The organism is Oscillibacter sp. UBA6647, from assembly GCA_002455655.1.
Taxonomy (GTDB): Bacteria; Bacillota; Clostridia; order Oscillospirales; family Oscillospiraceae; genus Oscillibacter.
The window spans coordinates 1-13875 of the sequence record DKLF01000057.1; the positions used below are offsets into that span (position 1 = coordinate 1).

Here is a 13875-nt window from a genome sequence, read left to right on the forward strand (position 1 = left end):
AACTGGGTCATGCGGCTCAGCTCGCCGAACATGGTGTAGCAGTCCAGCACCCAGCCCAACTGGGCGTGGGCCGGGACGTGGGACTGGATAAACAACGTATTTTTCTGCGGGTCCAGACCGCAGGCAATATAGGCTGCCACCTGCGTCAGCGTGCGCCGCCGAAGCTCCGCCGGCTCCTGCCGGACCGTGATGGTGTGCATATCCGCCAGCATATAAAAGCAGTCGTACTCGTCCGCCAGCGCCGCCCAGTTGCGGATGGCCCCCAGATAGGAGCCAAGCGTCAGGTCGCCGGAGGGCTGAATTCCGCTGAGAATCCGCCGTTTAAGCGTCTCGTTTTCCATGATACCACCTCAAAATCTGCCGCCTTCACGCCCTTTGGCCATAAAGCGGCAATATAGCCTAGTCATTGTAGCACGAAGCAGCGGAAAGTGCAATCTGTTTCGGGGATTTTGCACCGGTGCGGACGGCCCTGCCGCCGCTGTATTCGCTGCGTTCGCCGCAGGAAACCCCTTGACATTCCGGGCTGCAAAAGCGATAATAAATTGTTAAACAATACATGGAGGTAAATTCATGGCCACAGATAAAGCATTCTTTGACGAAATGGAGGCCCGCATCCCCAAGGGGAAGGTCCGCACCCGTTTCGCCCCCTCTCCCACCGGTTATATGCACGTGGGCAACCTGCGCACCGCGTTGTACACCTGGCTCATCGCCCGCCACGCGGAGGGCACCTTCCTCCTGCGCATTGAGGACACCGATCAGGGCCGCCTTGTAGAGGGCGCCACCGACGTCATCTACAAGACAATGGCCCAGTGTGGCCTTGGTCACGACGAAGGCCCGGACGTGGGCGGTCCGGTGGGTCCCTATATCCAGTCGGAGCGGCGGGAGCTGTACGGAAAGTACGCCGAGCTGCTGGTGGAAAAGGGCTCTGCCTACCGCTGCTTCTGCGGAAAAGAAGAGGACGAGGCGCAAGAGGTTGCCGAGGGCGTGAAGGTCAAGAAGCACCAGTGCGGCTGTCCCGACCTCCCCTTTAACGAAATTCAGGTCAGGCTGGACGGGGGAACTCCCCACGTCATCCGCCAGAGAATCCCCCGGAATGGCAGCACCACCTTCCATGACGTGACCTTCGGAGACATCACCGTGGAAAACGACACGCTGGACGATCAGGTGCTCATCAAGTCCGACGGGCTGCCCACCTACAATTTTGCCAACGTGGTGGACGATCACCTCATGGGCATCACCCATGTGGTCCGGGGCAGTGAATACCTCAGCTCCGCGCCCAAGTACAATTTGCTGTATCAGGCCTTCGGCTGGGAGATTCCCACCTATGTCCACTGCTCCCCCGTCATGCGGGACGCGCACAATAAGATGTCCAAGCGCCACGGGGACCCCTCCTATGAAGACCTGATCGCCCAAGGGTATCTCACCACCGCCGTTTTGAATTATGTCGCCCTGCTGGGCTGGGCGCCGAAAGGTGAGCAGAAAGAGCAGGAGATTTTCTCTCTGGACGAACTGGTGGAGGCTTTCGATATTGCGGGAATCTCCAAGTCCCCTGCGATTTTTGACATGGCAAAGCTGGATTACTTCAACGCCACCTATCTCCGCGCCCTTGCACCGGAGGAATTTGCGAAAATTGCGGAGCCGTATATCCGCCAAAGCGTGAAAAACCCCGCCATCAACCCCGCGGACATTGCCGCGCTGTTGCAGGCCCGGTGCGAAAAGCTGACGGAAATTCCGGAAAAGGTGGACTTTTTCGACGCGCTTCCCGCTTATGATGCTGAATTTTATGTCAATAAGAAGTCCAAGACGGATAAGGACATTTCCAAGGCGATGCTCTTGGCCGCTATCTCCGCACTGGAGGCCCTGCCCACTTGGGACACAGACACAGTCCATGGCGCGCTGACGGACCTTGCGGAAAAGCTGGAGGTAAAAAACGCCACGCTGATGTGGCCCGTGCGCATCGCGGCGGCGGGTAAGCTGGTGACGCCCGGCGGCGCGGTGGAAATCTGCCGCATTCTTGGGCAAGACGAAACGCTGAAAAGACTGCGCCACGGCCTTGCTCTGCTGGGCTGAGCGCCAATTGAGACTTCTCCACAAGAAATTCAAATTCAGAAGGATGGGTAGCCCAACATGAGTAAAATTGTAATTCCCGCCGGTTACAAAATGCCCCTGACCAACAACCAGCTTCAGCGCGCCATCGAATTTATCCACGCCGACTTTCAGAAGAATCTGACAGAGCGGCTGGACCTTCACCGGGTTTCGGCCCCTCTGTTCGTGGACGGGGCCACAGGCCTGAACGACGACCTTAACGGCGTGGAGCGCCCCGTGAGCTTTGACATCCCGGACGTGGGGACCGACGGACAGGTAGTTCACTCCCTCGCCAAGTGGAAGCGTCTGGCGCTGAAGCGGTACGAGTTCAAGGCAGGAACGGGCCTGTATACCGACATGAACGCCATCCGCCGGGATGAAGAGGTGGACAATCTCCACTCCGTGTACGTGGACCAGTGGGACTGGGAGAAACACATCCGGCGCGAGGACCGGAACCTCCAGTACCTCAAGGATACCGTCCGCACCATCGTGGCCTCCATCTGCGACACGGCGGAGGATTTGCGCAAGACCTATCCTGCCCTCACCTTCCGTCCGGACCGGGACGTGTTTTTCATCACCACACAGGAGTTGGAGGACCGCTTCCCCGACCTGACCCCCAACGAGCGGGAGAAAGCCGTCTGCCAGAAGCATCACACCGTGTTTCTCATGCAGATCGGCGGAAAGCTCAACTCCGGAAACCCCCATGACGGCCGCGCCCCGGACTATGACGACTGGACGCTCAACGGCGACATCCTCATGTGGAACCCGATTTTAGAGCGCAATTTTGAGGTTTCCTCCATGGGCATCCGGGTGGATGAGGCGGCACTGGACCGCCAGCTCGCCCTCTCCGGCCACGACGAGCGGAGAAGCCTCCCCTTCCACAAAATGCTGTTGAACGGCGAGCTGCCCCAGTCCATAGGCGGCGGCATCGGCCAGTCCCGATTGTGTATGCTGCTGCTTGGCACCTGCCACATTGGCGAGGTTCAGGCCAGTCTCTGGGACAAGGATACCATAGCCGCCTGCGAAGATGCGGGTATCATTCTTCTGTAAGTCTTCCCGTGTCTTCAATAAGTTCCCGGCCCAGCCTTTCGGCGGGGTTTCACAGGGGCAAAAAGTGAACCGGGTATAAATCTCCGTGACAGGGCGGACAGTTTTTGCTGTCTGCCCTGTCTTTTTGCGTACGTGCCATAGCCCGCACTGTCTGCTGTGGCGTTGCTGGCAGCGGCAAGACGCTCGCCTGATAAAGACCTCCTCCGCGTCAAACAAAGCCTTCTGCGCTTTTCCGCCTTCATGGACGTGTTCAAAGCAGCTTTTCCTTCTGCTGAGCGGGATGTGGGGCGGCGCTCCTTTTCATGTGATCGGCAGGATGCAGAATGCTATGCTTTCCCACCCAGCGAGAGGGGTTCATACGATGCATCGGACTCCCCTCCCGCATGGTCACGAATTACAATTTGAAATATTCATTCATTGTGGTATCATTATCGTACAGACAAAATCCGTAATGCACAGAAAACCGCAAACGATTGGCTTTCCCAAAAGCCAATATTGACGCCGAGCAGCTCAAGCAGCTTTTCATTTTTCGGAGGAATTGGAGCGTATGATTGCGTTGCAGGAGACTTTCCGTAAAGCAACGCAAGCTTTGAGGGCGAGAGTTGGGGGTAAATTAAAAATGAAGGAGGAAAATGATGAAGCGTATTATGATTGTCGAAGATGACCGCAATCTGAACCATGGCCTGTGTCTTGCGTTAAAGGATCAGGAGTTTCAGATTATTCCGTGTTTTGATCTGAAATCCGCGCGTGAACTGCTTGCCGATGGCGCGCCGGATCTCATTTTGCTCGATATTAACCTTCCGGATGGCAGCGGACTTGTCTTGCTTCACGAGATAAAAGTCAGGAGCGAATCCGTTCCGGTGATTCTTTTAACTGCCAACGATACTGAGATGGATGTGGTGACGGGGCTGGAACACGGTGCGGACGACTATATCACCAAGCCCTTTAGTCTGGCAATTCTTCGGGCGAGGGTCAAGGCGCAGATGCGCCGTGACGTGCCTCCGGCATCCAACACGTCTGTTCTCGAAATTGACGGCTATCGGTTTGATTTTGAGCAGATGGCATTTTATCAGGAGGATACTCCCGTTGAGCTAAGTAAGACGGAGCAGAAGCTTCTCCGTCTGCTGGTGGAAAATCGGGGCATAACGATGACCCGCGCGGTTCTTCTGGATCGCATCTGGACAGACGGCGCGGACTATGTGGATGAAAATGCGCTTTCCGTCACGGTCAAACGGCTGCGGGACAAGCTGGATGCCGCGCGGTATATCAAAACTGTCTACGGTTTAGGGTATGTATGGGTGGTGAAGCAGGATGAATGACGGGAATTTACTCCTGCTTCTCCTTGCGCTGGCAGTCATTCTCCTGTGTGCGGCACTCGTGCTGCTGGAGCGCCGAAACACAAGGAACGTGATGAAAAGACTCAGTCAAATGCTGGATAGCACTATGGATGGAAGCTTTGCGGAGCACACTTTTGACGAAAGCCTGCTGTCGGCGGTGGAAAGCAGATTCAACCAATATTTAGCCGCCTCCTCGGTATCCGCACGCAATTTAGCGGCAGAAAAGGAAAAAGTCAAGGAATTATTGGCGGATATCTCTCACCAGACCAAAACGCCGATTGCAAACATTTTGCTCTATGCGCAGTTGTTGGAGGAGCAGAACCTGCCGGAAGAAAGTGTGGTTTGTGTGGCGGCGCTGCGGGGACAGGCGGAAAAACTGTGCTTCTTGATTGCCGCTTTGCTGAAGCTGTCGCGGCTGGAAACAGGTGTGATTACCCTCCACCCTGTGCTGAACGACATTGCTCCGATGGTTGAGGAAGCGGCAAACCAGCTCGCGCCCAAAGCTGCGCAAAAAGAGATTCAGATAACCGTGAACTCTACCGACGTCCGTGCGGTGTTTGACCGGAAATGGACCACAGAAGCACTCTGCAATCTGCTGGATAACGCTGTCAAATACACGCCCTCCGGCGGCAGCATCCGGATTTCGGCTGAGGAATACGAGCTGTTCTGCCGGGTTGATGTCGCAGACACGGGAATTGGCATCTCAGAAGCGGAGCAGGCAAAGGTCTTTTCCCGTTTTTACCGCTCACAGACCGTCAGCGAGCAGGACGGTGCGGGAATCGGCTTATACCTGACCCGCCAGATTTTAGTCGGTCAGGAGGGATATATCAAAGTGACTTCGGCCCCCGGCCGCGGCTCGGTTTTTTCCATGTTCTTGCCCCGTCAGGCCTGAATTCTTACAAGACTGTTAGAATTGCCTGTCCGCCGGAAAGATTCTGGAAAGAAACGTGCGATAGAATCTGCATGGTAGAGAACCTTGCAGACTTTATCTTTGGAGGCAGTTATTATGACAATTTTGCAGACCCATGATTTAAAAAAGCTTTACGGTATCGGCGAAAATACGGTTCACGCGCTGGACGGTGTCAGCTTGCAGGTGGAAACAGGCGAATTTGTGGCCATTGTCGGCACGTCCGGCAGCGGTAAGAGCACGCTGCTGCATATGCTGGGCGGACTGGACCGCCCCACAAGCGGCACGGTTACAGTGGATGGCAAGGACATTTTCTCCCTGAAAGACGAGGAGCTGACAATATTCCGCCGGCGCAAGATCGGATTTGTGTTTCAGAACTACAATCTGGTTCCGGTGCTCAATGTCTATGAAAACATTGTGCTGCCCATTCAATTGGACGGCAACACGCCGGATCGCCCCTATGTGGATAGCATCATCGAAACGCTGGGGCTTCCCTCCAAGCTGCAAAACCTGCCGAATAATCTCTCCGGGGGCCAGCAGCAGCGGGTTGCCATTGCCCGGGCCTTGGCCGCCAAGCCTGCCATCATCCTTGCGGACGAGCCAACCGGTAATCTGGATTCTAAAACCAGTCAGGATGTTTTGGGCCTCTTGAAGGTCACAGGTCAGAAGTTTTCCCAAACCATTGTAATGATTACCCATAACGAAGAGATCGCCCAACTGGCAGACCGCATCGTCCGTATCGAAGACGGCCTGATCGTTTCTCGATAAGGGGGCCGGATCATGAATGTAGCCAACGGGAAATGCATCCGCGCGCTGAGCATGAAAAGCATGAAAGCGGCAAAATCACGAAACCTGATTGCGATTCTTGCCATCGCCCTGACCGCCGTACTGTTTACAACCCTGTTCACAGTGGCGCTCTCCATCAACGACTCTTTTCAGCAGTCAAATTTCCGGCAGGCCGGAGGCTGGAGTCAGGGAACATTCAAGTATATGACCCGAGAGCAGTTCGACGAGATCAAAGGCGATCCGCTCATTAAACAGTATGGGCTGCGCCGCTTTGTTGGTATGCCGGAGGGCGCGCCCTTTCTCAAGTCCCATGTAGAGGTGGGGTACAGCGACGCAAACCAGGCCCACTGGATGTACTGCGACCCGATGGAAGGCCGCCTGCCCGCCGAGGGCACCAAGGAAGCCGCCACCGACACAAGGGTGCTGGAGCTGCTGGGTGTTGAGCCGGTATTGGGAACCGAGTTCACCATGACCTTTGAGGTGGACGGCACAGAGGTAACGGAATCCTTTGTCCTGAGCGGTTGGTGGGAATATGACGAGGCGGTTGTCGCAAACCATGTCCTCCTCCCTCTGAGCCGTGCTCAGGCGATTTATGACCAAGTGGGCGTCGGCAGCGGCATTGGCAACGACGGAATGACCGGCTCGTGGAACATGGATGTCATGCTGGGAAGCTCTTTGCACATCGAACAGGACCTAAAAACAATCCTTACAAATCACGGCTACCAGGCGGAAAGCCGCTCCTCGGGAGACAATTATATTGCAGTTGGCGTAAACTGGGGCTACACCGGCGCCCAGCTTGCCGACAGCATGGATTCCTTTACCGCCGCGGCAATCTTGGGGCTATTACTGATTATTATTTTCACGGGCTACCTGATTATCTACAACGTATTTCAGATTTCGGTTTCAAACGATATCCGCTTCTATGGACTGCTGAAAACCATCGGCACAACAGGGCGGCAACTGCGGTGCATCATCCGCCGCCAAGCACTTCTGCTTTCCTTCATCGGCATCCCCATCGGATTGCTGATTGGCTACGCCGTCGGGATTATGCTGACCCCTGTAATCCTTTCCCATCTCAACGGCGTCGTGCAGGATACGGTATCGGCAAGTCCGCTGATTTTTATTGGTTCGGCGCTTTTTGCGTTGGTCACCGTGATGATTTCCTGCCGCAGACCCGGACGGCTGGCAGCAAGAGTATCTCCTGTGGAGGCGGTTCGCTACACCGAGGGGACGTCAGGTAAAAAGGCAATACGCAAGTCTCAGTCAGGCGCATCGCTGCCAAAAATGGCATGGGCGAATCTGGGGCGCAGCCGGGGCAAGACGGCGGTTACCGTGGCCTCATTGTCACTTGCGGTACTTCTTCTCAACATCACGGTCACTTTTACAAGCGGCTTTGACATGGATAAATATCTGTCCAACATGGTTTCAGATTTCATTGTGGCTGACGCAGGCTATTTCCAGACAGGGGCGTTTTGGGGCGCCGACCGGGCGCTGCCCGCAGATACGATTGCCGCTCTGGAAGCCCAGCCCGGAATTGAGGGCGGGGGACGTGTCTACGGCAAGACCAGTCCGGTGGAGGAATTCATCACCGAGGATTATTTACGCACCCTGTATGGGGCGTGGAACGACGCGGAAACGCTGAATTCTCAGATTGCCTTTGCCGAAAAGAATGACGCAGGCCTGCTGTCCGACCGGGCCCAGCTTTATGGCATGGAGCGCTATGTCCTTGATAAGCTGACCGTGCTGGAGGGCGATTTGTCCAAGCTTCATGAGCCGGGAGGGCGCTATGTCGCGGCAGTTTATTCCGACGACGACTACGGCAATCCTCAGCCGGACTCTCACTGGGCAAAGCCGGGTGATACTGTCACGCTGCGCTACGTGGAGGAGTACGAGTACTACGACCCGGATACGGGGGAGATACTTGACCCGGGCAATATCCCGGATGACCAGTCCTTCCGGTACAGGGCCAAAGCTTATCGGGACATTGACTATGAAGTGGCAGCGCTGGTCATCGTGCCCAATACCCTCAGCTACCGCTATTACGGCGCTGACGAGTTCGTCATGAACGACCAGACTTTTTTGAATGACAGCGGCACCAGCGACGTGATGTACTACGCCTGCGATGTGAGCGACGAGAGCACAGCCGGTATGGAGGCTTATTTATCCAAGTTAACAACGAAGCAGCAGACGCAGCTTGACTATGAAAGCAAGGCGACTTATGTCGCAGAATTTGACTCCTTCCGGAATATGTTTCTGATGCTGGGAGGCGTGCTGAGCCTTATCGTGGGCCTTGTAGGCGTGCTCAATTTCCTCAACGCAATTTTAACCGGGATTCTCACGCGCCGTCGGGAGCTTGCCATGCTTCAGGCCATCGGTATGACCGGCAGACAGCTGAAAATCATGCTGGTTTGGGAGGGACTGTATTACGCGCTGGGCGCGGTGTCCGTATCGCTGGTTCTCAGCCTTGCCTCGGGACCTCTGCTGTCCAGAGTGCTGGAAAGCACATTTTGGTTCTTCACCTATCGGTTTACCGCCTTACCCATATTGTCATTGGCGCCGCTCTTCGCTCTTTTGGGCATCTCAGTGCCGCTGGCGGTATATCGGGTGGCTGCCAGACACCCCGTTGTTGAGCGCTTGAGAGAAACGGAATAGCCGATAGCTGCTTTTTCTTCCGCAGAAGGCGGCAATTTGCATAAAACAGGAGGGATGCCGCGCATCCCTCCTGTTTTCCATATTCAACCTGTCTTATCATGATAAGTTCGCAATTTCCCCCTATGACTTCCAGCTTTTGGCGAGGCCGGGTTTTTCTTTTTGGCGTTACCGTACATCTCGCTTGCGTGCGAACGATTCCCCGTCAAGCAGTTCCACTTCCCCAAATATACGCGAAGGAACCGCAAAAAGCGGTTCCTTCGTAAATTCACGTAGGCAAAAAAGTCAGACGGCCTATGCTGTTCCCATGTTATTTGCGTGCCAGAAACACGGCCTTCATGCCCTTATAGGTTTCGTAGCAGTCCAGCTTTGCCACCACCTCAACGGGGGCGTGCATGCTCAGCACCGGAACGCCCGCATCCAGCGTGGCAATGTTGCGGTTGGCCATATAGGCCGCCACCGTGCCGCCGCCGCCTGCGTCCACCTTGCCCAACTCCGCAATCTGCCAAAGCACGCCTGCCTCGTCGAACAGAGAACGGACATAGGCCACTGTCTCCGCGTCCGCGTCGGACGCGCCGGACTTGCCCCGTGCGCCGGTATACTTGCAAAGACCCACGCCGTGGTTCAGCCAGGCGGCATTCCGCTTTTCAAACACATCAGAGAAATTGGGGTCAAACGCGGCCGTCACGTCCGCGCTGAGGCAGAAGGACTTCTCCAAGCACACCCGCAGAGGAACGTCCTGCGCTTCGCACAAATCCTCCATAAAAGTGTCAAACGCGGCGGACTGCAAGCCGGTTACGCCGTCGGAGCCGATCTCCTCCTTGTCCGCCAAAACGCACACCGCCGTCTTCTCGGGCGTTTCCTCCAAGTCCACCAGCGCCCGGAACGCCGCATAGGCGCACACCCGGTCGTCGTGGCCGTAGGCGCCGATCATGCTGCGATCCAGCCCGATGTCGCAGGACATGAAGGCAGGGACGGCTTCCAGCTCGGCGGAGGTCAAATCCTCTTCCACGATGCCGTATTTTTCGTTGAGCAACTGCATCACAGCCAGCTTTACTCGGTCGCTGCCCTCGCTGTCCGGCAAGGGGCGGCTGCCCAGCAGCAGGTTCAGCGTTTCACCGGGAACCGCCTCGCCCAACGGCTTTTTGTTCTGCTCCGCCCCCAGATGGGGAAGGAGGTCTGTGATGATCAGCTTGGGATCCCCTGGGTCCGCACCGATGCGCACAGAAACTGTCTCCCCGTTTTTCAGCGCAACCACGCCCCGAAGCTCCAGCGGCACGGTGGTCCACTGATACTTACGGATACCGCCATAATAATGGGTTTTGAAATAGGCCAGCTCGCCGTCCTCATACAGGGGATTGGGCTTCAAATCCAGCCGGGGCGAGTCAATGTGGGCGGCGGCAATCTGCGCGCCGACGCTTAGCGGCTGCTTACCGATACGGGCCAGATACACGCTCTTGCTCCGGTTGCAGAAATACAGCTTGTCCCCAGTTTTCACTTCCATGCCCCGGGTGAAAGCACGAAATCCCGCCGCCTCCGCCAGACGCACCAACTCCCCCGCACACTCCCGCTCGGTCTTCCCTGCGTCTAAGAATGTCCGATAGTCCGCGCAGTAAGACTCCATGGCCTTCTCATTCTTGGTGTCAAACCGGTCGTAGCCGTGCTTTTTGCCTGCGAGAAGCTTCTCGCGCAGGTCCTTCGTCTTTTTATTTTCTGCCATTTGCCTTATCCTCCTTAATCTGCTCAATCAGACGTATGAAAAATTCCTTCGCGGCCTCCCGAAACGCCTTGGGCGTCTCGGCGGTGTTGCTCAGCTCCCGGTCGCATTTCTCCCGGAAATAATCGTCCTGCTGCTGGGCCGAGACGCGGAGCCTTGCATACTTTTCGTCGATTCCGTCCCGCTCCATAATCCGCCGGACCCGCATTTCAATGGGCGAGGTCACCGCCACGGTGCAGTCGCACAGCCTGTCGATGCCGGACTCAAAAAGGTTGATGGCGTCCAGTGCGCAGAGCTTGCCCCTAAAAGCTGCAATCCGCCGTTCCAGCTCTGGCCGCAGGAAACGGAACACGATGTCGTTGAGCTGGTCCAACCGGTCGTTATCTCCGAAGACCAGCTCGCCCAACGCCTTGCGGTTCAGTGCTCCATTCGGGTTAAAGACCTGTGAACCAAAGGCGCCTGCGATCGCGTCCCGCAGGCCCGTGTCGGTGTTCAGCAGCTCGTAGTACACCGCGTCACAGTCCAGCGCCAGCCCGCCCAAATCCTCCACGGCCTTCAGTGCGCTGGTTTTCCCCGCGCCGGTTCCGCCGGTAAGGCCAAGAATGATGCGTTCCTCCTCCACGTCCACCACGTTGAAGCCCGCCGCCTTTTTCAGTCGGTTGCCGATGGCCAGCCCCAGTCCCCGGTTGTCGGGGCACTGAGCCAGAATTTCCGTCACGTTGCCTGTATCAAAGGCCCGCAGCGCGTCGAACACGCGCTGGGCCTGAATCTCCTTGTCGTCCACAGGGCCAAGCAAATGCGTCTCATAGCCCTGAAACAGGGATTCAAACTCGTCAAAGCAGATCACGCCCACGCCTGGCTTCAAACGCTGAACAACGGCCTGCGCCGTCCTCCGGGGATTGCCGGTGAACACCGTGACGGCTGCCTTGGGCGCGTAATGGCGGTATTTCATGCCGGGGGCTTTGGGTGCTTCGCCCTCCCCCAGCGGCGCGGAAACAGCCTTATCCACCTCGATCTCCCCCAGCACCCGCTGAAGGTCTTCCAGCGGTAATCCGCCGGGGCGCAGCATCCGGGGCGGAGAGACGGTCAAATCCACGATGGTGGATTCTACGCCCACAGTGCAGGGGCCGCCGTCCACAATTCCTTCGATTCTGCCGTCCATGTCCGCCGCCACGTCTGCCGCGGAGGTACAGCTTGGGCGGCCGGAGAGATTGGCGGAAGGGGCGGCGATGGGTACCCCCGCATAGCGGATGATAGCCTGCGTCACCGTGTGGGCCGGACAGCGAACGCCCACCGTATCCAGTCCCGCCGTCACTGCGGCGGGGATGGCGGGGCTTCGCTTTAAAATCATGGTAAGAGGACCGGGCCAAAAATTCCGTGCCAGCGTATACGCCAGCGGCGGTACATCCACGCAGAACCGGGGCAGCCACTGGGCGGATGGAACATGGATGATCAAAGGATTGTCCTGAGGCCGTCCCTTCGCCTCAAAAATCCTATGCACCGCCTCTTCATCCAACGCATTGGCCCCAAGGCCGTATACCGTCTCTGTGGGCACGGCCAGCAGCCCTCCGGAGCGAATGATGTCGGCGGCTGTCTGAATTTTCTCCTCCACAATCCGCTGCTGGCCCTTGATGTTGGTTAAATCAATAAATTTTGTCTCCATGCGGTTACCTTCTGTTTTACGCGGGCTTCGCCCGTTTTTATTTTTCCTGCTTTCGCAGCTTTTCCGCCGTGTCGGCGGCGATCAGCGCGTCAATCAGCTCGTCCAGCTCGCCATCCATCACACTGTCCAGTTTGTACAGCGTCAGGCCAATCCGGTGGTCCGTCACCCGACTTTGGGGGAAGTTATAGGTGCGGATGCGCTCGCTCCGGTCCCCGCTGCCCACCTGACTGCGGCGGCGGGCGGCCTGATCCGCGTCCCGCCGGGCAAGCTCCGCCTCATACAGCCGGGAGCGCAGCACCTTCATGGCCTTTTCCCGGTTCTTGTACTGGCTCCGCTCGTCCTGACATTCCACCACCGTCCCGGTGGGCAAGTGTGTGATGCGGATGGCAGACTCCGTTTTGTTGATGTGCTGCCCTCCCGCACCGGAAGCGCGGAAGGTGTCAATCTGCAAATCGCCGGGGTCAATGGCGAACTCTACTTCCTGTGTCTCCGGCAGCACGGCAACGGTGGCAGCGCTGGTGTGGATGCGCCCGGCAGACTCCGTCTCCGGCACCCGCTGCACGCGATGAACCCCGCTTTCAAACTTGAACCGGGACCATGCGCCGTCGCCCTCTACCAGAAAGCTAATTTCCTTTACGCCACCCAGCTCCGTGCGGTTCTCGTTGACAACATCCACAGAAAACCTCCGTTTTTCGGCGTACATGAGGTACATTCGGAAAAGGGCCGCCGCAAACAGCGCGCTTTCCTCCCCGCCGACGCCGCCCCGGATTTCCACCACCACATTGCGCCCGTCATTCGGGTCCCGGGGCAGCAACAGGGGCTTTAGCGCTGCCTCCAGTCGTTCCGACTCCGCCCGTGCCTCCGGCAGTTCTTCCTGCGCCATGGCCCGCAACTCCGGGTCGTTCAAAAGCGCTTCCGTCTCCCGCAGGCGGCGGTTCGCCCGCTCCCAGACAGAGAAAGCCTCCGCCACCGGAGCAAGCTCCTTCAGCTCTTGATTCACCACCCGCAGCCGGTCCGCATCGCCATAAACCGACGGGTCTCCAAGCTGGGTTTGCAGCGCGTCGTACCGAACCGCAATCTCTTTCAGTTTTTCAAACAAGCAGTTTGCCTCCCCTCTTTTATGCCGGGAAGGCCGCTAACTCTGACACTCCCGCCCCTCCAAAAACGCCCGGGTCCGGCGGAGAAATTCCTCCTGCCAAAAGTGATAGCCCACGGACCCAGCCCGCAAAGATACGGCGGTTTGATGGGGCTGGGAAAGATACTTGTCCATCTGGTCGTAAATCTCCTCGTATTTGGCGTTTCCGCCCCGAAGCAGTACATAGGATACGTCGGTCAGGAGATGCCCCTGCTCCTGCAAAAAGCTGCGCACGGCGCTGCTGCACCGCCCGGCCCAAACCGGCGTGCCAAGAATCACCAGCTTATAATTCGTCAGGGGTTTTTCCGTTTCAAAGGGCTGGAGCGTCTCCACCGTGCGGCGCATGGCATCCATTCCGCTGCGTAAAAAGCCCTTCACGCCGGAACGGTTCACTCCATCCTTCAATTCCACCAGCTCCGCGTCCAGCGCGGCGGATAGCTCTTGCATCGCCGTCTTGGTGTTCCCCGTGCGGGAGTAATACATACATAAAATATCGCTCATAAGACCTCCCTGCTTCTCTTGCGGGCAAAACCCGCCTGTCCTCAG

General features: G+C 57.2%; 10 protein-coding genes and 1 pseudogene. 6 read left to right on the plus strand and 5 right to left on the minus strand.

Features of this window, described 5'->3' with window-relative positions:
* Positions 1-341 (minus strand): annotated as a pseudogene (locus B2W96_RS04440) (tryptophan--tRNA ligase); the annotation flags it as partial.
* A gap of 229 nt (positions 342-570) precedes the next feature.
* On the opposite strand from B2W96_RS04440, the gene gltX reads away from it, so the two are divergent.
* From gltX to B2W96_RS04470, 6 genes are all read left to right on the plus strand, one after another.
* Positions 571-2070 (plus strand): glutamate--tRNA ligase, encoded by a 1500-nt coding sequence (gene gltX, locus B2W96_RS04445; protein ID WP_293008953.1) that lies wholly within the window; start codon positions 571-573, stop codon positions 2068-2070.
* Positions 2071-2127: 57 nt separating this feature from the next.
* Positions 2128-3135, plus strand: a complete 1008-nt coding sequence (gene asnA / locus B2W96_RS04450) for an aspartate--ammonia ligase (protein ID WP_293008954.1) — start codon at positions 2128-2130, stop codon at positions 3133-3135.
* A gap of 635 nt (positions 3136-3770) precedes the next feature.
* Entirely contained in the window at positions 3771-4454 is a 684-nt protein-coding gene (locus tag B2W96_RS04455) for a response regulator transcription factor (RefSeq protein ID WP_293008955.1), read from the plus strand.
* Positions 4447-5364, plus strand: a complete 918-nt coding sequence (locus B2W96_RS04460; RefSeq protein ID WP_293008957.1) for a sensor histidine kinase — start codon at positions 4447-4449, stop codon at positions 5362-5364. The genes B2W96_RS04455 and B2W96_RS04460 overlap by 8 nt, the downstream gene beginning before the upstream one ends.
* Positions 5365-5478: 114 nt before the next feature.
* The gene (locus B2W96_RS04465) at positions 5479-6147 is read left to right on the plus strand and encodes an ABC transporter ATP-binding protein (protein WP_293008959.1); all 669 of its coding nucleotides are present in this window, start codon (positions 5479-5481) and stop codon (positions 6145-6147) included.
* A 12-nt stretch (positions 6148-6159) separates the two neighbouring features.
* A complete protein-coding gene (locus B2W96_RS04470) occupies positions 6160-8817 on the plus strand; it encodes an ABC transporter permease (RefSeq protein WP_293008961.1) in 2658 nt (885 codons plus the stop codon).
* A gap of 307 nt (positions 8818-9124) precedes the next feature.
* Here the strand turns inward: B2W96_RS04470 and B2W96_RS04475 are convergent, their stop codons facing one another.
* The 4 genes from B2W96_RS04475 to B2W96_RS04490 are packed head-to-tail and all read right to left on the minus strand — an operon-like array spanning position 9125 to position 13830.
* Positions 9125-10534 (minus strand): aminopeptidase, encoded by a 1410-nt coding sequence (locus B2W96_RS04475; protein WP_293008963.1) that lies wholly within the window; start codon positions 10532-10534, stop codon positions 9125-9127.
* Positions 10521-12194 (minus strand): L-threonylcarbamoyladenylate synthase, encoded by a 1674-nt coding sequence (locus B2W96_RS04480; protein WP_293008965.1) that lies wholly within the window; start codon positions 12192-12194, stop codon positions 10521-10523. The genes B2W96_RS04475 and B2W96_RS04480 overlap by 14 nt, the downstream gene beginning before the upstream one ends.
* A gap of 37 nt (positions 12195-12231) precedes the next feature.
* Positions 12232-13293 carry a peptide chain release factor 1 gene (gene prfA, locus B2W96_RS04485; protein ID WP_293008967.1) on the minus strand — a complete coding sequence of 354 codons (1062 nt, stop codon included), beginning with the start codon at positions 13291-13293 and terminating at the stop codon, positions 12232-12234.
* 36 nt (positions 13294-13329) lie between these two features.
* Positions 13330-13830, minus strand: coding sequence for a flavodoxin family protein (locus tag B2W96_RS04490; protein WP_293008969.1), 501 nt, complete (start codon positions 13828-13830; stop codon positions 13330-13332).
* Between the last annotated feature and the right edge of the window lie 45 nt (positions 13831-13875).

Excerpts from the sequence above, each read along its gene's own strand:
- gltX (WP_293008953.1), top strand. The coding sequence starts at position 571 with ATGGCCACAGATAAAGCATTCTTTGACGAAATGGAGGCCCGCATCCCC.
- asnA (WP_293008954.1), top strand. The coding sequence starts at position 2,128 with ATGAGTAAAATTGTAATTCCCGCCGGTTACAAAATGCCCCTGACCAAC.
- B2W96_RS04455 (WP_293008955.1), top strand. The coding sequence starts at position 3,771 with ATGAAGCGTATTATGATTGTCGAAGATGACCGCAATCTGAACCATGGC.
- B2W96_RS04460 (WP_293008957.1), top strand. The coding sequence starts at position 4,447 with ATGAATGACGGGAATTTACTCCTGCTTCTCCTTGCGCTGGCAGTCATT.
- B2W96_RS04465 (WP_293008959.1), top strand. The coding sequence starts at position 5,479 with ATGACAATTTTGCAGACCCATGATTTAAAAAAGCTTTACGGTATCGGC.
- B2W96_RS04470 (WP_293008961.1), top strand. The coding sequence starts at position 6,160 with ATGAATGTAGCCAACGGGAAATGCATCCGCGCGCTGAGCATGAAAAGC.
- B2W96_RS04475 (WP_293008963.1), bottom strand. The coding sequence starts at position 10,534 with ATGGCAGAAAATAAAAAGACGAAGGACCTGCGCGAGAAGCTTCTCGCA.
- B2W96_RS04480 (WP_293008965.1), bottom strand. The coding sequence starts at position 12,194 with ATGGAGACAAAATTTATTGATTTAACCAACATCAAGGGCCAGCAGCGG.
- B2W96_RS04490 (WP_293008969.1), bottom strand. The coding sequence starts at position 13,830 with ATGAGCGATATTTTATGTATGTATTACTCCCGCACGGGGAACACCAAG.